Origin of the sequence: Aestuariicoccus sp. MJ-SS9 (assembly GCF_032586235.1) — a bacterium.
Lineage (GTDB): Bacteria > Pseudomonadota > Alphaproteobacteria > Rhodobacterales > Rhodobacteraceae > Aestuariicoccus.
This window is the reverse complement of record NZ_JAWHTD010000001.1, coordinates 27,477-45,857: the sequence shown is the minus strand read 5'-3', so window position 1 is coordinate 45,857 and position 18,381 is coordinate 27,477. Positions and strand designations below refer to the sequence as shown.

At 66.2% G+C, this 18,381-nt stretch carries 19 protein-coding genes; 12 read left to right on the top strand and 7 right to left on the bottom strand.

The window, feature by feature from the left end:
• Positions 1 to 50 precede the first annotated feature (50 nt).
• A complete protein-coding gene (locus RXV88_RS00220) occupies positions 51 to 2,930 on the bottom strand; it encodes a DNA/RNA non-specific endonuclease (RefSeq protein ID WP_316289666.1) in 2,880 nt (959 codons plus the stop codon).
• A gap of 159 nt (positions 2,931 to 3,089) precedes the next feature.
• Between RXV88_RS00220 and RXV88_RS00215 the strand changes: the two genes are divergently transcribed.
• Positions 3,090 to 4,358, top strand: coding sequence for an acetylornithine deacetylase/succinyl-diaminopimelate desuccinylase family protein (locus tag RXV88_RS00215; RefSeq protein ID WP_316289665.1), 1,269 nt, complete (start codon positions 3,090 to 3,092; stop codon positions 4,356 to 4,358).
• A 144-nt stretch (positions 4,359 to 4,502) separates the two neighbouring features.
• Here the strand turns inward: RXV88_RS00215 and RXV88_RS00210 are convergent, their stop codons facing one another.
• The 3 genes from RXV88_RS00210 to RXV88_RS00200 all read right to left on the bottom strand — a co-directional run bounded on the left by RXV88_RS00210 (position 4,503) and on the right by RXV88_RS00200 (position 6,760).
• Positions 4,503 to 5,291 carry an exodeoxyribonuclease III gene (locus RXV88_RS00210; RefSeq protein ID WP_316289664.1) on the bottom strand — a complete coding sequence of 263 codons (789 nt, stop codon included), beginning with the start codon at positions 5,289 to 5,291 and terminating at the stop codon, positions 4,503 to 4,505.
• A 63-nt stretch (positions 5,292 to 5,354) separates the two neighbouring features.
• Positions 5,355 to 6,392, bottom strand: a complete 1,038-nt coding sequence (locus RXV88_RS00205; RefSeq protein WP_316289663.1) for a succinylglutamate desuccinylase/aspartoacylase family protein — start codon at positions 6,390 to 6,392, stop codon at positions 5,355 to 5,357.
• Between the two features lie 125 nt (positions 6,393 to 6,517).
• Positions 6,518 to 6,760 (bottom strand): accessory factor UbiK family protein, encoded by a 243-nt coding sequence (locus tag RXV88_RS00200; RefSeq protein WP_316289662.1) that lies wholly within the window; start codon positions 6,758 to 6,760, stop codon positions 6,518 to 6,520.
• 93 nt (positions 6,761 to 6,853) lie between these two features.
• Here RXV88_RS00200 and lgt point away from each other — a divergent pair, with 93 nt between their 5' ends.
• From lgt to RXV88_RS00175, 5 genes are all read left to right on the top strand, one after another.
• Positions 6,854 to 7,741, top strand: coding sequence for a prolipoprotein diacylglyceryl transferase (gene lgt / locus RXV88_RS00195; RefSeq protein WP_316289661.1), 888 nt, complete (start codon positions 6,854 to 6,856; stop codon positions 7,739 to 7,741).
• A complete protein-coding gene (locus tag RXV88_RS00190) occupies positions 7,738 to 8,796 on the top strand; it encodes a class I SAM-dependent methyltransferase (RefSeq protein WP_316289660.1) in 1,059 nt (352 codons plus the stop codon). The genes lgt and RXV88_RS00190 overlap by 4 nt, the downstream gene beginning before the upstream one ends.
• Entirely contained in the window at positions 8,793 to 9,548 is a 756-nt protein-coding gene (pgeF, locus tag RXV88_RS00185) for a peptidoglycan editing factor PgeF (RefSeq protein WP_316289659.1), read from the top strand. Before RXV88_RS00190 ends, pgeF begins: the two co-directional genes overlap by 4 nt.
• A gap of 251 nt (positions 9,549 to 9,799) precedes the next feature.
• Complete coding sequence (locus tag RXV88_RS00180) at positions 9,800 to 9,943, top strand: hypothetical protein (protein WP_316289658.1); 144 nt, start codon at positions 9,800 to 9,802, stop codon at positions 9,941 to 9,943.
• A gap of 327 nt (positions 9,944 to 10,270) precedes the next feature.
• Positions 10,271 to 10,948 (top strand): Hint domain-containing protein, encoded by a 678-nt coding sequence (locus tag RXV88_RS00175; protein ID WP_316289657.1) that lies wholly within the window; start codon positions 10,271 to 10,273, stop codon positions 10,946 to 10,948.
• Between the two features lie 6 nt (positions 10,949 to 10,954).
• Here RXV88_RS00175 and RXV88_RS00170 read toward each other — a convergent pair whose 3' ends face one another.
• Positions 10,955 to 11,452 carry an Lrp/AsnC family transcriptional regulator gene (locus RXV88_RS00170; RefSeq protein WP_316289656.1) on the bottom strand — a complete coding sequence of 166 codons (498 nt, stop codon included), beginning with the start codon at positions 11,450 to 11,452 and terminating at the stop codon, positions 10,955 to 10,957.
• 183 nt (positions 11,453 to 11,635) lie between these two features.
• Between RXV88_RS00170 and trxB the strand changes: the two genes are divergently transcribed.
• The 4 genes from trxB (at position 11,636) to RXV88_RS00150 (ending at position 16,645) form a co-directional block, all read left to right on the top strand.
• Complete coding sequence (gene trxB / locus RXV88_RS00165; RefSeq protein WP_316289655.1) at positions 11,636 to 12,640, top strand: thioredoxin-disulfide reductase; 1,005 nt, start codon at positions 11,636 to 11,638, stop codon at positions 12,638 to 12,640.
• A 130-nt stretch (positions 12,641 to 12,770) separates the two neighbouring features.
• Positions 12,771 to 14,099: a cytochrome P450 gene (locus RXV88_RS00160; protein WP_316289654.1), complete on the top strand. Its 1,329-nt coding sequence runs from the start codon at positions 12,771 to 12,773 to the stop codon at positions 14,097 to 14,099.
• Between the two features lie 147 nt (positions 14,100 to 14,246).
• The gene (locus tag RXV88_RS00155; protein ID WP_316289653.1) at positions 14,247 to 15,965 is read left to right on the top strand and encodes a bifunctional sulfate adenylyltransferase/adenylylsulfate kinase; all 1,719 of its coding nucleotides are present in this window, start codon (positions 14,247 to 14,249) and stop codon (positions 15,963 to 15,965) included.
• Between the two features lie 23 nt (positions 15,966 to 15,988).
• Positions 15,989 to 16,645 carry a hypothetical protein gene (locus RXV88_RS00150; RefSeq protein WP_316289652.1) on the top strand — a complete coding sequence of 219 codons (657 nt, stop codon included), beginning with the start codon at positions 15,989 to 15,991 and terminating at the stop codon, positions 16,643 to 16,645.
• Between the two features lie 28 nt (positions 16,646 to 16,673).
• On the opposite strand, the gene RXV88_RS00145 is transcribed toward RXV88_RS00150, so the two are convergent.
• A complete protein-coding gene (locus RXV88_RS00145; RefSeq protein ID WP_316289651.1) occupies positions 16,674 to 16,904 on the bottom strand; it encodes a DUF1150 family protein in 231 nt (76 codons plus the stop codon).
• Positions 16,905 to 16,907: 3 nt separating this feature from the next.
• The gene (locus tag RXV88_RS00140) at positions 16,908 to 17,321 is read right to left on the bottom strand and encodes an Hsp20 family protein (protein ID WP_316289650.1); all 414 of its coding nucleotides are present in this window, start codon (positions 17,319 to 17,321) and stop codon (positions 16,908 to 16,910) included.
• A gap of 158 nt (positions 17,322 to 17,479) precedes the next feature.
• Here RXV88_RS00140 and RXV88_RS00135 point away from each other — a divergent pair, with 158 nt between their 5' ends.
• Complete coding sequence (locus RXV88_RS00135) at positions 17,480 to 17,704, top strand: YdcH family protein (protein WP_316289649.1); 225 nt, start codon at positions 17,480 to 17,482, stop codon at positions 17,702 to 17,704.
• 99 nt (positions 17,705 to 17,803) lie between these two features.
• Positions 17,804 to 18,304, top strand: coding sequence for a 5-(carboxyamino)imidazole ribonucleotide mutase (purE, locus tag RXV88_RS00130; RefSeq protein WP_316289648.1), 501 nt, complete (start codon positions 17,804 to 17,806; stop codon positions 18,302 to 18,304).
• Positions 18,305 to 18,381: the final 77 nt, after the last annotated feature.

Below are 18,381 nucleotides of genomic sequence, written 5' to 3'. Positions count from 1 at the left end.
GGCAGCGCCCCCTCCCCCCCGCGACGCGCAAGGCGCGGCGCAATCCCTTGTCAGAGCCCGATGTCCTCGGGTCCGCGCACCTCGCGCGGGGCGGCCATGGCCTCGAACCCGCCACCCGCCACGTCAAAGCCCTGCACCGCGCTCAGATCGAGTCCGGACAATTCCGCCAGCACATGGATCGGCACCCGGTGCGTGCGGTAATCGCCAAAGGCCTCGTCCACCGTCGGGATCAGGTTCTTCTGCGTGTGCAAATAACCCACCGCGCGCAGCCCGGCAGGCGTCTCGGCCACCGCGACCTTCCAGTAATCCGCCGGCACCTGCACCAGCCCGCGATAGACCGGATCGTCGGCCCGGAACAACGGCCCGGTGAAGATCGACACCTTGGCGGCGTTCTCCTCGGCCCAGTCGAGGATGTAATCCTCCAGTTCCAGCCAGATGCCTTGGTTGAGCCGCGCATGCTGCGGCGCGCAGACGGTGTAGTGGAACGTGTCGGCCATGGCAAAGCGCGCGTCGTCCTCGCTCCCCCACATCGGCGCAACCCGACGCACCAGGTGCCCCCGGTCATAATCGTTGTGGCGGTAAGCCTCGTTGTCGATCTGCGCCGCTTGCGGCAGACGTGGATCGAGCCGCCACGACCCGCTGCGCCGCAGCCGTTTCAGCCGCGTGCCGTCGGTGTTGCAGGCGGTCAGCATCGCCAGCTTGCGCCCCTCGTGCATCACCACCGAAAAGTGCTTGTAGGGCAGGTCGGGCCGCCCGTTCACCTCGCGCACGTTGCGGCGGCCCTCGGGCAGCGGCAAGGCGATGGTTTCGCTCAGGAAGTCCGGGTCATAGCCCGCCACCCCGTCCCAGCGGTCGACCGCAAAGGCCGCCTCGCTGACGCCTACGGTGCCGTCCACCGGCAGCGAGCTGTCGAGCGTCGGGATGAACATATCTTCCCTCGGTCGCAGCGGGCGGGTGGAGGGAACGGCGGCGCCGTCGCCCTCGTCCGCCCCCAAAAGCCGCAGCACCTCCAGCGCATCCTGATCGCCCGCCGCCGCGGCCTCGCGCAGGGCGCGGAAGATCTGGCTGATGCGGATGCCCCGGTTGGCGATCCAAACCCCCGGCTTGTCCGGGTGTGGCACCGACCGGTGGTGCAGCGCCACCGGCAGCCATTGGTCGTTCAGCACCGGCGCCCCGGACGAGCCCGGTTCGGTGTCGGTGCTGTAATAGATGAAATCCCCCTTCACCCCGACGATGGTGCTGTCGCGCAGGGCGATGGATTTCCGGTCGCCGCGCGGATGCTGGACGATCGACACCGGTTCGCCCTTCACCGCCTTGCCGGATTCCTCGATCAGGGTGAAGCTGCCGAACGGATCCAGCGTCTCGCCCCGATCATTGTCCATCCTGACCGACACGAAAGTGAAATCCAGCGCATGGCGGTCCGAGGTAAAGAACACATCCCCGGTGATGTCGAAAGTCTGGGTCGGCATCGGCTGAAAGCTGTCGTCGTCCTGATAGTTGAAGATCGCCTTGGCCCGCGACGCCGCCTGACGGCTCGACAGAACGTGGTTGTTGGTCAGCATCAGCCCCGGCCCCACCAGGAACCCCGATCCAGAGCCCACGGGGATACCGCCCCGCACGAAGAGCTGGATCTTGGCCACCGCCTGCGCCTTGGCCGCGCCGCGCGACAGGAAGTTGACCGGAAAGAGGTTCGACCGCCCCAGAATGCGCTCGAAGGCGCGTTCGTCGTCCTCGGGCACCATGTGGCGGCGCGCGCGCAGGCGGCGGTCCTTGTCGGGCAGGTTCGCCTCGCGCAGCAGCTCCTGGTAATCGTCGAGGATCTGCAGATCGGCCGCTGTCAGATGCGTGCCGCGCGGCGCGCCGATGATGGCCGAATCGAGGTTGTCGATGATCGCTTCCTCGGGCGCCTCCATCCGTTCCAGCGCCCGGTCGAGCGCGGTCACCGGCTCGCCGTTGTCCAGCTCGAAGGGCATCGGCGGCACCGGACGCGGCGGCGCGATTTCCTCGGACTGGCGAATCTGCGCCTCGAACAGCGCCGCGACGCGGGCATAGCCCGGGTTGCGCGGATGCAGCTCGTCATACCAGGACCCGACCGAGGTGCCGACGCGGCCCCGGCAATCGACGTGATGCGCCCGGCCAGGGAACCGGTTGGCGACACGATGCAGCCGCTGGTTCAGCAGGTCGATCAGATGCCCCGCGATCAACGCCTGCATCCCCGAGGGGATGCCCAGCTCGCCCATCGGCTTGCCCAGCCATTTGCCGTTGCGACGCGGCACGGCGCGGTCGTAGCCGTGAAAGAACACCCGCAGCGACCCGCGCACCGCCAGCGCCTCGCGGATGACGGTCATGTAGCCCTGTTCGATCCGCGCCAGCGTCGCCTCGACCTTGTCGTGGCGCAGGATGTCGCCCAGCTCCATCCCGCGCTGGTAACGGTGCAGCAGCGTCGCCAGATCGCCCCCGCCCAACACGTCGTTGCCGCTGGCCGAAAAGAGGAACACATCCGCCGAGTGTTCGGCAATCGCCTCGCGGTATTCGGCCATCGCCAGCATGTTCGACAGCGTGTCGCCCGCGGCCCCCAGCGAATTGATGGCGAAAGGCTCCATCAGGTTGTCGATCGTGTCGCGCAGCAGCCAAGGGTACTGAAACCAGCTGTCCCCCTCGCTGACCAGCACCGGCCCGGTATAGCCCGCCCGCATCCGCTTGCGGAATTGCGAGAGCCGGTAGCCCCGCGCCCAGGCGTTGGCGGCGCTGGCGGCGACGTTGGCCTCTTGCGGATCGTCGGGGTTCTGGCCGTGCAGATGAATGTCGGGCTCGAACGGATGGCCCTGCGCGCCGCCCTGTTCGAAGTAATGCCCCAGCCGTTCGAATTCTTCGAGGTCTTCGCGTTCCGTGGCATGCGCCACGTGCTGCAGAAACTCTTCTGGTGTCATGTCAATCACTCCTTCAAAACACTGGTCAACCGATGGTCCGTCACGCCGAAAATTGACGCCTCTTTCAACTTTAGCACGAATGGCGAAAATTAAGAACCGTCAATCGTGACTTGCGCCCGACAGGGCGGCGCGGTTGACTGTCCCGGAACGGAGCCAGCCATGACCGACCTCGACACCCCCATCGCCGACAAGCGCGACGAGCTGATCGCGCTGACGCAGGATCTGATCCGTATCCCGACGCTGAATCCGCCGGGCGAGAATTACCGCGCGATCTGCGATTATCTCGGGCAGCGGCTGGCGGCGCGCGGGTTTGCCTGCGAGATGATTCGCGCCACCGGCGCGCCCGGCGACAGCGACCGGTATCCGCGCTGGAACCTCGTGGCGCGGCGCGACGGGGCGCGTCCCGGGGAGTGCGTGCATTTCAACAGCCATCACGACGTCGTCGCGGTCGGAAAGGGCTGGACCCGCGATCCTTTTGGCGGCGAGCTGGACGAAGACCGGATCTATGGCCGGGGGGCCTGCGACATGAAAGGCGGGCTGGCCGCGTCGGTCATCGCCTGCGAGGCGTTTCTGGAAGCCCATCCGGATTTCGCCGGCGCGGTCGAGATCAGCGCGACGGCGGACGAGGAATCCGGCGGCTACGGCGGCGTCGCGCATCTGGCACAGCTTGGGTATTTCGACCCGGCCCGCGTGCAGCACGTCATTATCCCCGAGCCGCTGAACAAGGATCGTATCTGTCTCGGCCACCGCGGCGGCTGGTGGGCCGAGATCGAGACCAAGGGCGAGATCGCCCATGGCTCGATGCCGTTCCTGGGCGATTGCGCGGTGCGGCACATGGGGGCCGTGCTGGCGGCCTTCGAAGAGCGCCTGTTTCCGGCGATGGCGGCGCGGCGCACCGACATGCCGGTGGTGCCCGAGGGTGCGCGGCAATCGACGATGAACATCAACTCGATCCACGGCGGCGCGCGCGAGCCCGAGACCGGCGACACCGGCCTGCCCGCCCATTGCGTGCCCGACAGCTGCCGGATCGTGATCGACCGCCGCTTTCTGCTGGAAGAACCGCTGGAGGAAGTGCGCGCCGAGGTGGTCGGCCTGTTGGAAGACCTCAAGGCGCGGCGGCCGAATTTCGACTACGAGATCCGAGAGTTGAACCGGGTGATCCCGTCGATGACCGACCGCGACGCGCCGGTCGTCACGACGGTGGCTGAGGCGATACGGGATGTGCTGGGGCAGGACCCGTCCTATGTCGCCTCGCCGGGGTCCTACGACCAGAAGCACATCGACCGGATCGGCAAGCTGAAGAATTGCATCGCTTACGGGCCAGGGGTGCTGGAACTGGCGCACAAGCCCGACGAATGGATCGGCGTGACGGATATGCTCGACAGCGCGCGGGTGATGGGGCGGAGCCTGCAGGCGTTGCTGACGTAGCGCCCGTTTCTTGGATCGGCGCGCCAGGGCGCGCCGACAGGAGTGGGGGCCAGCCCCCACACCCCCGGGATATTTATGGATCAATGAAGACAGGGGCGGTGAGCCCCGTAGGGTGCGCATTCACTGCGCACCGCGCCCGGTGGTTCAGAGATCGAAGGTGGCGAAGACCGGGGCGTGGTCGCTGGGTTTGTCCCAGCCGCGGACGGCGCGAAGGATCCGCGAGCCGTGCGCGGAGTTGGAAATGTCGGGGGTCGCCCAGATGTGATCGAGCCTGCGGCCCTTGTCGGCCGCGTCCCAGTCCGGCGAGCGGTAGGACCACCAGCTGTAGAGATTGCCCTCGGGGATATCCTGCCGGGTCACGTCGACCCAGCCGCCGGCCTCTTGGGTCTGGCCCAGCTGATCGACCTCGACGGGGGTGTGCGACACGACCTTGAGCAATTGCTTGTGGTTCCAGACGTCGTCTTCGCGCGGGGCGATATTGAGATCGCCCACCAGAATCGCCTTGCCGGGGCGGTCGCCGTTGAACCAGTCGCGCATCTCGGCGAGGTAGTCGAGCTTCTGGCCGAATTTCTCGTTCTTCTCGCGGTCCGGCACGTCGCCGCCAGCCGGGATGTAGAAATTATGGATCACTACCCCGTTCTCGAGCCGCGCCGCCACGTGGCGGGCGTGGCCCAGCCCGGCGAAATCCTTGTCGCCCGCATCCTCCAAAGGAAGCTTGGACAGGATCGCCACGCCGTTGTAGCCCTTCTGTCCGCGCGCCACCACATGGCCATAGCCCAGCGCCGCGAAGTCCTCGAGCGGCATTTTCTCCACCGGGCTCTTGCATTCCTGCAGGCAGAGCACGTCCGGCGCCTCTTCGGTCAGCAGGCGCGACACCAGATCGGCGCGCAGGCGCACGGAGTTGATGTTCCAGGTGGCAAGGGTGAAGGGCATCCGGTCTCTCCTGTCTCGGGACGCGAGGGTCATGCCCGCGCGCGGGGCCGAGCGCAACCCGGATCAGATGATCTCGTCTTCGTCGTAGAGCGTTTCCGCCTCGAGGTGGTCGGTCAGCTCCTGCACCGCCGCCTCGGCCCCCGCCGGGCGGCGGGGTACGGCGATGTGAAAGAGCGCATCGCCTTCGTTGACGATGGGCAGGTTCGTGCGGCCGATGACGATGCCGGTGGTTTCGGCGCGCACCTCGGCCTCTTGTTCGCCGAATGGGTCCGACACCATGCCCAGCAACGTGCCCTCCTCGACGTAATCGCCGCTGGCGCGATGGGCGCGCAGCAGCCCGCCCATCGGCGCGCGCGCCCAGGACGAGCTGTCGCAAAGCACCGAGGCGCGGCGCGCGCGTGGCACGCCTTTGCCCGCCAGCATGCCAAGCTGCGCCATGACCCGCAGCACGCCCGCCACGCCGGCGCGGGCCGCCATCTCGTCGAGCCGCAGCCCTTCACCCGCCTCGTAAAGCAGCACGTCGACGCCGCGCGTCTCGGCCGCCTCACGCAGCGACCCTTCGCGCAGCTTCGATCCCAGCGTCACCGGCGCGCCGAAGGCTGCGCCCAAGGCCACCAGTCGTTCGTTGCCCGGGGTCAGGCGGATCTGCGGCAGGTTGGTGCGGCCCGCCGCCGCCGAATGCAGGTCGATGCCGACATCGCAGCGCTCGACCACCTGGGTCAGGAAGAGATGCGCCAGCCGCCCCGCCAGAGACCCCTGCGCGGTGCCCGGGAACGACCGGTTCAGGTCGCGCCGGTCGGGCAGATAGCGCGAATGGTTCTGAAACCCGAAGGCGTTGACGATCGGCACCGCGATCAGCGTGCCCGCCAACCGCGCCACCGGACCGGCCCGCAAGACGCGGCGCACGATCTCGACCCCGATCACCTCGTCGCCATGCACGGCGGCCGAGACGAACATCACCGGGCCGGGCCTGCGCCCGTGGACCACATGGGCCGACAACGCAACAGGCGTGTGATCCGACAGGACGCTGACCGGAAGATCGACCGTCCGCCGCTGCCCCGCGGCGATCACCTCGCCGCCCAGTTCAAAAGGTTCCCGCATGCGTCCGTTCCGGTTCAGCCTCTGTCATCAAATCGCAGCCCCCCTGGCGAGGCAAGGCCCCGGCAGGCGTTTCCAGACAGCGGACGCAAACACTGCGGCGGCGGCTCTTTGCACCTCCGGGGGCGTCACTTGCCGGATTCGAGCGCCTCGATGCGCGCTTTGAGTGCCTCGTTTTCCTCGCGCGCCTTCTGCGCCATGGCGCGGACCGCGTCGAATTCCTCGCGGGTGACGAAATCGCGGTCCGCCAGCCAGCGGTCCATCATGGATTTCATCGCCGTTTCCGCCTCTTCCCGCGCGCCCTGGGCGACGCCCATGGCGTTGGTCATCAGCTGGGAAATGTCCTCGAACATCTTGTTGCGGGTCTGCATGGGGCTACTCCTTTGGGTTGCCCCCTATATGGGCCGGTTGGGCGGCACTCTCAAGGTTGACTTCCCCGCCCGCACAGAGGCACAGAGACGCACATGCGCGCCGTCATCCCCTTTCCCGATATCTCGCCCGAGCTTATTTCGATCAGCCTTTTCGGGCTGGAATTTGCCCTGCGCTGGTATGCGCTGGCCTATATCGCGGGGATCGTGATCGGCTGGTGGCTGTGCGTGCGGGCGGTGCGCGCCACGCGGCTCTGGCCCGATGCCACCCCGCCGATGGAGCCCCGCCAGATCGAGGATCTGGCGACGTGGGTGATTCTGGGCATCATCCTGGGCGGGCGGCTGGGCTATGCGCTGTTCTACCAGCCGGGCTATTACCTGGAAAACCCGGGGCAGATCCTGATGATCTGGCAGGGCGGCATGTCGTTTCACGGCGGACTTCTGGGTGTGGTGCTGGCGGTTCTGGCGTTTTGCGCGCGTAACGGCATTCCGCTGCGCCCGGCGGCGGACCTGCTGGCGATGGCGACGCCGCCGGGGCTCTTGCTGGGGCGCATCGCCAATTTCATCAACGCCGAGCTTTGGGGCCGCGCCACGGACCTGCCTTGGGGCGTGGTCTTTCCCGGCCAGATGGCGCAGGACTGCGGCCAGCCGCTGGGCGAACTATGCGCGCGCCACCCTTCGCAGCTTTACGAGGCCGCGCTCGAGGGGCTGATCCTGGGCGCGGTGCTGCTTTATCTCGTGTGGCGGCGCGGCGCGCTCAAGCGCCCGGGGCGCGTGGCGGGGACGTTCTTTTCGGGCTACGGGCTGGCGCGGTTTCTGGTGGAATTCGTGCGCCAGCCGGATGCGCAATTCGTCGCCGCGGGGAACCCGCTGGGGCTGGCTTGGCATGTGGGCGGCTATGGGCTGACCATGGGCCAACTGCTGTCGCTGCCGATGCTGGCGCTGGGGATCGCGTTGATCCTGACCGCGCCCCGCCGGACATGAGCCTGCGCGACCTCCTTATCGAGCGTATCGCCCGGACCGGCCCGATCGGTCTGGCCGACTATATGCAGGCGTGTCTGATGCACCCCGATCACGGCTATTACGCCACCCGCGATCCGCTGGGGGTGGCGGGCGATTTCACCACCGCGCCGGAGATCAGCCAGATGTTCGGCGAGCTGATCGGGCTGTCGCTGGCGCAATGCTGGCTGGATCAGGGCGCGCCGCAGCGGATCGTTCTGGCCGAGCTGGGGCCGGGCCGTGGCACGCTGATGGCCGACGCGCTGCGCGCGACCCGCGCCGTGCCGGGGTTTCACGCAGCCCTTTCGGTGCATCTGGTCGAGGCCTCGCCCACGCTACGCGCGCGGCAGGCCGCGACGCTGGCCGCCTATGCGCCTGAGTGGCACGACACGCCCGAAACCCTGCCCGATGCGCCGCTCTTCCTGATCGCGAATGAATTCTTCGACGCGCTGCCGATCCGCCAGTTCCAGCGCGCCGAAAACGGTTGGCGCGAGCGGGTGGTGGGCTTGCGCGACGACGCACTGGTGCTGGGGCTGACCGATCCCGCGCCGGTCGCGGCGTTGGATCACCGGCTGGAGGACACCGCCCCGGGCGACATCGTCGAGACCTGCGCCCCCGCCGCCGCCATCGCCGCCGGAATCGGCGCGCGGATCAAGGCACACGGCGGCGCGGCGCTGATCGCGGATTACGGTGACTGGCGGTCGATGGGCGACACCTTTCAGGCAATCGAGGCCCACCGCGCCGCCGATCCCTTCGCGCATCCGGGCGAGGCCGACCTGACCGCCCACGTGGATTTCGAGGCGCTTGCCGCCGCCACCCCCAGTGCCTTCACCCGGCTGACGCCGCAGGGTGTCTTTCTGGAACGGCTTGGGATCACGGCGCGCGCGCAGGCACTTGCACAGGGGCTGAGCGGACAGGCTCTCGAGACGCATATCGCTGCACATCGCCGGTTGACCCATCCCGAGGAAATGGGGACGGTGTTCAAGATTCTCGGATACTTTCCAGACGGGGCCGCGCCGCCCCCCGGACTAGACACATGACGTTAGAAATCATCACCGCCAATGCGTTAAACCCTTTTCGCCACGGGTTCTTCACGCGCAAGGGCGGGGCCAGCTCGGGCGTGTTCGCGGGGCTGAACTGCGGCACCGGATCGTCGGACCAGTCCGAGATGGTGTCGATCAACCGCCGCCGCGTGGCAGACGCGATGCGCGTCAGCCCCGATCACCTGGTGACGGTGCATCAGGTGCATTCCGCCGACGTGGTGACCGTCTCGGGTCCGCTGAGCGGCGACACGCCCCGCGCCGACGGGCTGGTCAGCAACATATCGGGCCTGGCGCTGGCGGTGCTGACGGCGGATTGCCAGCCGGTCCTTTTCGCTGACCGCCGCGCGGGTGTGGTCGGGGCGGCACATGCGGGCTGGCGCGGCGCGCTCGACGGCGTGCTGGAACGCACCGTCGAGGCGATGGAGACCCTGGGCGCGACCCCCGCAAACATCCGCGCCGTGATCGGCCCCTCGATCAGCCAGCGCGCCTATGAGGTGGGGCCCGAATTCCTCGATACCTTTCTGGCGGACGATCCCGGCAACGCGCGCTTTTTCGCCGGCAGCGCCGGCGACCGGGTGCATTTCGATCTGCCCGCCTTCGGCCTGCACCGGCTGCGCCAAGCGGGCGTCGAGGCGGAATGGACCCGCCACTGCACCTATAGCGATCCCGAAAGGTTCTATTCCTACCGCCGTGCCACCCATGCCAGGGAAGCGGATTACGGGCGACTGATTTCGGTTATTCGCCTCTAAGGCGAAATCGCGCCGTAGTTTGGCCAGTATTTGGGCGACAATCTGTTTCCGAAATAGAAATAATCCAAGCGGCTCGCGGATTTTTCTGCATAAATACCAAGTCATTGGCGGCTATACACCGCAGCAATTGCACCAATCGCCATGACTTCGAAGAATTATCGCCAATTTGTCAAAAGTCCGCCCCAATGCATCGGCACCTTGGGTCAAACGCCACCGACGATCCGGTGGGGCGCGTAACAAGGAGCAGGACAATGACCACCAACAGCCGTTTCATCAAATCGGTTCTCAAGACGGCGCAGGACACGCAGGTGCAGATGCCTTGGGCGCGCGGCAGCCGCCGCCGGGCCTTTGTGGCCAAGCGCGCGGCACCTTTGCTCAAGCAACGCTCGGCGTGATTCTCTGCGACCGCGCCAAATGTGGCGATAATGTTCACGCGGCGGGGACAATACTGTCGCGGTAAAACGATTGGCTGCCGGGGGCCGGGTAACACGCGATCAATTTTGACAACGATGACGGATTGAGGCCAAGGTGTGATCAACGAGTTCGCACAGTCCTTCTGTCGTTGTTGGTGGGGGCCAGCACGGATGTGACCAACCTGAAAGGGTGATCACATGAACAGCCCCCTACACCGCGCGCCAGGCGCCGGCGATCCCGTTTCTCTCCCGGTCCGAACGGACCCGTTTGCCCGCACAGATGGGCGGCCTCAGCGCACAGTTTCTCTCATGCGCAAATATGAGGCCGCCGCGCTACTGCCCGACCTCTCGATCTCTCACACGACCCATGTGGCGCCCGCCACGCCGCTTTTCGAGGAAACCGCCTGCGCCTTTGCGCGCGGCACGCTGGTCGACACCGTCCGGGGCCCCGTCGCAATCGAGGATTTGCTGCCGGGCGATTATGTCGAAACCGATCAGACGCCCGAGCCGGTGATGTGGATCGGGTCGACAAGCTATGTCCCAGGCAAGACCGACCAGATCACCTCGCTCACCCAGCTGACACGGATCACGTCGGACGCCTTCGGCATGGGCCGCCCCGGCATCGACATCCTGGCCGGACCGGCCGCGCGGATGATCGTGCGGCGGGACCGGCTGCAACGGCTGATCGGGCAGAGCGCCGTTCTGGTGCCGGTGGCGGATTACACCGACGGCGACCGGATCTTCGACATCACGCCGGGCGGTCCGGTGCAGCTTTATCACCTGATGCTGCGGCGCCACGCCGCCATCCGCGTCGGCGGGATCGAGATGGAGACCTATCACCCCGGCAAGGCGCTCAGCCAGCCGATGGGTCAGAACATCCGCGCGCTGTTTCTGTCGATGTTCCAAAACATCGACGACATTCCGGATTTCGGAGAGCTGGCCTGGCCGCGCACCCGGCGCGAGGTGATCGATGGCCTGACGGGCTGAGGCCGGTCAGGCGCTGCGGCTCAGCCGTTCTTCCAGCACGTCGAACGGCACGCCGGGATCGTCCTTGGCGCCCCGGATCACCAGCGATGTCTTGACGCTGGCCACGTTGGGCGAGGTCAGCAGTTCGCCGGTCAGAAAGCTCTGGAACGTGCTCAGATCGGGGGCCACGCATTTCAGGATGAAATCGACCTCGCCGTTCAGCATGTGACATTCGCGGACCAGCGGCCAGGCGCGGCAGCGGTCCTCGAAGGCGCGCAGATCGGCCTCGGCCTGGCTTTGCAAGCCGACCATGGCGAAAACCTGTACCTCGAACCCCAGCTCGCGCGGGTCCACATCGGCGTGATAGCCGCGGATGAAACCCTGTTCCTCGAGCGTGCGCACCCGCCGCAGGCACGGCGGCGCAGAGATGCCGACCCTCTTGGCCAGCTCCACGTTGGTCATGCGGCCGTCGGCCTGCAGTTCAGCCAGGATCTTGCGATCGATCGGATCAAGCCTGTGTACCACCCAGTCCCCCGTATTTTGTTCGGATCATATAGCACTAACGTCGCAGAGCGCGATATTATTTCACAACCGCGCAATATTCTTAATCAATCGAAAATGAAAGCCAGCGCACCGCTCTGCCCTTTTTTCCGGACGGTGCCGGGGTTATATGCAGGGACCGACACCGAAGATGCAAGAGGCTGCCCCATGTCCGACACGCGCCACACCAAGGTTCTGATCATCGGGTCCGGCCCGGCGGGCTATACGGCCGGCGTCTATGCCAGCCGCGCCATGCTTGAGCCGCTGCTGGTCCAGGGCATCGAACCCGGCGGCCAGCTGACCACCACCACCGAGGTCGAGAACTGGCCCGGCGACACAGAGGTGCAAGGCCCCGACCTGATGGTGCGGATGGAGGCCCACGCCCGCGCCATGGGCTGCGAGGTGATCGGCGACATCATCGCCAGCCTGGAATTGGACAAGCGTCCTTTCGTGGCGCATGGCGACAGCGGCACGACCTATACCGCCGATGCGGTGATCCTGGCGACCGGCGCGCGCGCCAAGTGGCTGGGCCTGCCGTCGGAAGAGAAATTCAAGGGCTTCGGCGTGTCGGCCTGCGCCACCTGCGATGGCTTCTTCTATCGCGGGCAGGAAATCGTGGTGATCGGCGGCGGCAACACCGCCGTCGAAGAGGCGCTGTTCCTGACCAACTTCGCCTCGAAGGTCACGCTGATCCACCGCCGCGACGAGTTGCGTGCCGAGAAGATCCTGCAGAACCGGCTGATGAAGAACCCCAAGATCGAACCGCTCTGGCATCACCAGCTGGAAGAGGTCTACGGCACCGACAGCCCGCTGGGCGTCGAGGGTGTAAAGGTCAAGCATGTGGACACCGGCGAGATCACCGACATCCCCTGCAAGGGCGTCTTTGTCGCCATCGGCCACGCGCCCGCCAACGAACTGGTCAAGGACGTGCTGGAAACCCACATGGGCGGCTATGTGGTGACACAGCCCGACAGCACCGCCACGTCGATCCCCGGGGTCTTCGCCGCGGGCGACCTGACCGACCACAAGTACCGGCAGGCCGTGACCAGCGCCGGCATGGGCTGCATGGCCGCGCTCGAGGCCGAGCGCTGGCTGGCCGAACAGGGCGAAGACGCGGGCAAGGACACGTCCGAACCGCTGGGCTACGGCGTCGAGAACCCGGCGGCGGAATAGCCGCGCACAGCATCGTCAGACGACCCCGCGACCGGCCCCAAAGGCCGGTCGTTTTCATTTCAGGCCGGATTTTTGCGCGTTCCCGGCGGATTCAGCGTAAACTGCCCGCATATTTTCAGGAGCAATTGCCATGCCCGCCACCGACGCCGCGCTTTCGCATATTCCGTTCCCGCCGCAGCAGCCGCTGGTCGGCAACACCCTGCATTCGCTGCGCGATTTCACCGGGCTGCACCGCCGGGCGATGGCGGAATTCGGCGATGTCTACCGGCTCCGGCTGATGGGCAAATGGCGTGTCGCCTTCACCTCGGCCGAGGCCGTGGAATACATCCTGACCGACCCCGACAAGCTCTTTTCGAACGCCCAAGGCTGGGCGGATGCCTTGGGCCATGTCTTTCCGAACGGGTTGATGCTGCGCGATTTCGACGACCATCGCCTGCACCGCCGCATCATGCAGGCCGCGTTCCGCAAGCCCGCGATGGACAGTTACCTGAGCCTCATGGCCCCCGAGCTTGACGATCTGTTGGCGGAATGGCCGGTGGGCCGGCGCTTTGGCTTTTACCCCGCGATCAAGGATCTGACCCTGCGGCTGGGGGCGCATGTCTTCATGGGGCTGCCCGCCGACGCGCCCGAGGCCGAAACCCTCAACCGCGACTTCATCGACGAGATCGCCTCGACCATCACCGTGGTGCGCAAGCCGCTGCCCTTCACCAAGTTCCGGCGCGGGACGCAGGCGCACGCCCGTCTTGTCGGCCGGTTCCATGCGCTGGTGGAGGACCGCCGGAACGGCACGGCCGAGGACTTCTTTTCCCAGATGTGCCGCGCCACCGATGACGAGGGCCGCCACTGGGACGCACAAGAGATCGCCGATCACTTCAACTTTCTGATGATGGCCGCGCATGACACCACAGCCAGCGGGCTGACCACGATGGTCTGGGCGCTGGCCGAACATCCCGAGTGGCAAGAGCGTCTGGCCGTCGAGGTGGCGGCGCTCGGCGACGGGCCGATGACGCCCGAGATGCTGGGCGCCATGCCGCTGACCGATCTGGTGTTCAAAGAGGCGCTGCGCCTGGTGCCGCCGGTGTCACTGATCCCGCGCCGCGCCCTGCGCGCCTTTGAATGGAACGGCATTCCGATCCCCGCGGGCAGCTATGTGTCGGCGCAGATCGCCATGGTGATGCGGTCGCCGAAGCACTACACCGATCCCGACGCCTTCGACCCCGAACGCTTTTCCGACAACCGCGCCGAGGACCGGTCGCACCGGTTCGCCTGGGCACCCTTCGGCGGCGGGGCGCACAAATGCATCGGGCTGCATTTCTCGACCATGCAGGTCAAGGCCTTTACCCGCGCCCTGCTGACCCGCTACCGGGTGGCGCGGGCCGACACCGGCGAGGTGGTCTGGAAACGCATCCCGATTCCGCAACCCAGGGGCGGCCTGCCGGTCACCCTAAGCCCTGCCTGACGCCCCCGCATGAGCCATGCAGCCGGTGCAACGCGGCATTTCCGCACCATCCGCATGAATCGGAACCCGTTGCGCTTGCGCCCGACCCCGCCCCAGGAGTAAGCCCGCGCAAAATTTATCCGCTTCGACAAAAAGGTTGTGACCGTCATGTCCATGTTGCCCAACCTCGCACCGATCCCCGAGCTTTACGTTTCCTACGACAGCGCCCAGAAACTGAAGGTAACGGCCGCCGATCTGACCTCGCACGATCTGACGCCGCGCCAGATCTGCGATCTGGAACTGCTGATGAACGGCGGCTTCTTCCCGCTCAAGGGGTTCCTGCCAGAGGCGGATTACGACAGCGTCGTCGAGAACATGCGCCTGACGGATGGCACGCTCTGGCCGATGCCGATCACGCTGGACGTCAGCGAGAAATTCGCCGACACGATCGAAATCGGGCAGGATATCGCGCTGCGCGACCAGGAGGGCGTGATCCTCGCCACCATGACCGTCACCGACAAATGGGTGCCCAACAAGGCGCGCGAGGCGGAAAAGGTCTTTGGCGCCGATGACGATGCGCATCCGGCCGTGAACTACCTGCACAACACCGCCGGCAAGGTCTATCTGGGCGGCCCGGTGACCGGCATCCAGCAGCCGGTGCATTACGATTTCCGCGCCCGCCGCGATACCCCGAACGAGCTGCGTGCCTATTTCCGCAAGCTGGGCTGGCGCAAGGTCGTGGCCTTCCAGACCCGCAACCCGCTGCACCGCGCGCACCAGGAACTGACCTTCCGCGCCGCCAAGGAAGCGCAGGCCAACCTGCTGATCCACCCGGTCGTGGGCCTGACCAAGCCGGGCGACGTCGACCACTTCACCCGCGTGCGCTGCTACGAGGCGGTGCTTGACAAGTACCCGGCGTCGACCACGACCATGTCGCTTCTGAACCTGGCGATGCGGATGGCCGGCCCGCGTGAGGCGGTCTGGCACGGCCTGATCCGGCGCAACCACGGCTGTACGCATTTCATCGTCGGCCGCGATCACGCCGGCCCCGGCAAGAACAGCGCGGGCGACGATTTCTACGGCCCCTACGACGCGCAGGACCTGTTCCGCGAACACCAGGACGAGATCGGCATCGAGATGGTCGATTTCAAACACATGGTCTATGTGCAGGAACGCGCCCAGTACGAACCGATGGACGAGATCGCCGACAAGGATGACGTCACCATCCTGAACATCTCGGGCACCGAACTGCGCCGCCGTCTGGCCGAAGGGCTTGAGATCCCCGAATGGTTCTCGTTCCCCGAAGTGGTGACCGAGCTGCGCCGCACCAGGCCGCCGCGTTCCCAGCAGGGCTTTACCGTGTTCTTCACCGGCTTCTCGGGCTCGGGCAAGTCGACCATCGCCAACGCGCTGATGGTCAAGCTGATGGAGATGGGCGGGCGTCCAGTGACGCTGCTGGACGGTGATATCGTCCGCAAGAACCTTTCCTCGGAACTAGGCTTTTCGAAAGAGCACCGCGACCTGAACATCCGCCGCATCGGTTATGTGGCCAGCGAGATCACCAAGAACGGCGGCATCGCCATCTGCGCGCCCATCGCGCCCTACGCCACCACCCGCCGCGCCGTGCGCGAGGATATCGAAAGCTTCGGCGCCTTCGTCGAGGTGCACGTCGCCACCTCGATCGAGGAATGCGAACGCCGCGACCGCAAGGGGCTCTACAAGCTGGCGCGCGAAGGCAAGATCAAGGAGTTCACCGGCATTTCCGACCCCTACGACGTGCCCGAAAACCCAGAACTGCGGGTCGAGACCGAGAATGTGGATGTCGACAACTGCGCGCATCAGGTGATCCTCAAGCTGGAAAGCATGGGCCTGATCACCGGTCAGTAAGGGGTCAGCCGGGCAGAGCGGCCTTGGCGCTGACCATCTCGCTCACCTCGATCCCGCCGCGCTTCGGCGGGCTGGGGCCGGCGCTTGAATGCCTGCTAGCGCAAGGGTGGGACCGCGTGGTGCTGGCCCTGCCCCGCACCTACCGGCGCTTTCCCGGGCCGGTCACACCACCCCCGCTTCCGGCGGGGGTGACGCTTTTGTGGGCGACGCGCGATTACGGCCCGGCGACAAAGCTTCTGACGGTGGCGAAGGATGCCGCCACCGGTGACATGATCCTTTATTGCGACGACGATTGTCTTTACGCGCCCGGCTGGGCCCGTGCCTTGCAGGACGTCCACACCCCCGGAACGGTCACCTGTGCATCCTCGTTTCCGCTGTCCCGGCTAAAGCGCCGGGGCGGGCGGATTGCGCAGGGCTTCGGCGGTGATCTGGTGCAGGCGGGCGCACTGGACGAGGCGGCGTTCAAGGTGCCCGACGCCGCCTTTCGCGTCGATGATTTGTGGCTTTCGGCGACCTATGAGCGGCAAGGGTTCGACGTCAGGGACTGCCCTTCGGCGCGGGCCTGCGTCACCCCATTGCGGGCACCCGCACCATTGCAGGACACGCAAAGGGCGGCCGACATGTCTGCCGCCGCCCGTCACATTCATCAGGTCTTCGGGATCTGGCCCCCTGCCCGGTAGCAGCCCTGCCGCCCGGGCACCGCGGCGATCAGTGCACCGTCACCGGCGCCAGATCGTTCTGCCGCGCCAGCACGAAGGCCAGCTTGCGGTCGCGCACCAGCGCCAGTCGCTCGCCATCGGCACGGTGCACGGCGTAAAGCACATCCGCTTCGCCCACCTGGTCCCGCACGTCGTCAGGAAGATCGCTGACAGCGACCGACCGGACATAGACAATGCGGTCGTTGTTCATCACCTTGTCGAAATCATACTGCGTGTTCATCGCTCACCCCTTTCTGATCTGGATTGTCTGCACCACCGTATCCGGACGGCTCAGCGTTAGATCGACGTGCAAAAGCCCGTTCTCGATCATCGCCTCGCCCACCTCGACACCGTCCGCCAGCACGAAACTGCGCTGGAACTGACGGGACGCGATCCCCCGGTGTAGAAACACCCGTTCCGCGCTGTCGTCGGTCTGACGCCCGCGAATCACCAATTGCCGATCCTCGACCGTGATCGACAGATCGCTTTCGGAAAAACCGGCCACCGCCAGCGTGATCCGATACGAGTAATCCGAGGTCTGTTCGATATTGAACGGAGGATAACCTTCGTTGCCCGATTTCGCGGTGCGTTCCAGAAGGCGCTCGAGCTGTTCAAAGCCCAGCATATGGGGATAAGACCCCAGGGTCAGTTTGGTCATCGACACGTCCTTGCCTAAAGCGACAGTCCTGCCCAGGCCCCGTTCCGGCGACCCGGTGTGACAAATATGGGAAGCGATCGGGCCCGGTGCAAGACCTTTGCGAAATCGCCTGAATCCGGTATGTTAAGGGACCGTCCAGCAACCGGAATCACCCGACGATGAATGCGCCGACCGACATTTCCATGAAGACCGACGAGGTGCTGCGCGTCGAGCTCGAGGTGTTCCGCCGCGAACACCGCGATCTGGATGAGGCGATTCACGCGCTGCAGGCGCACGGCCGGGCGGATCAACTGACGCTCCAGCGGCTGAAGAAGAAAAAGCTCTACCTCAAGGACAAGATCGCCCTGATCGAGGACCGGCTGACCCCCGACATCATCGCCTGACGGGCAGCGCGGCAACACCCCGGGCGCTCTGTCGCGCGTGCGATTGCCGCGCCTCAGCCAGCCGGTATAGTGCGCGCTCTTTCCAGAGGAGAGCGGAACATGCCCGAGGACAGCATCAAGGTCGGCATCATCATGGGCAGTCAGTCGGACTGGCCCACCATGAAAGAGGCCGCCGATATGCTGGATGCCCTGGGCGTGCCGCACGAGGTGCGGATCGTGTCGGCCCACCGCACCCCCGACCGGCTTTGGGAGTACGGCAAGACCGCCGTAGATCGCGGCTTGCAGGTGATCATCGCCGGTGCCGGCGGCGCGGCGCATCTGCCTGGCATGATGGCCTCGAAAACCCGCGTTCCGGTGATCGGCGTGCCGGTGCAGACCCGCGCGCTTTCGGGCGTCGACAGCCTCTATTCCATCCTGCAGATGCCGCGCGGATTTCCCGTCGCCACGATGGCCATCGGGGCCGCGGGCGCGGCCAATGCCGGGCTCATGGCGGCAGGCATCCTGGCGCTTCAGGACCCGGCGCTGGCAGGACGGCTCGACAAGTGGCGCGCCGATCTCTCGGCCTCGATCCCCGACGCCCCGGTGCGCGACACGCCCTGACCGCAATCCCCATTGTGTCCGGCGCCGTTCTGTCCGAAAGAGGCGCGAAAGCGCCCGTTCCGCAGCCCGAAGGACCC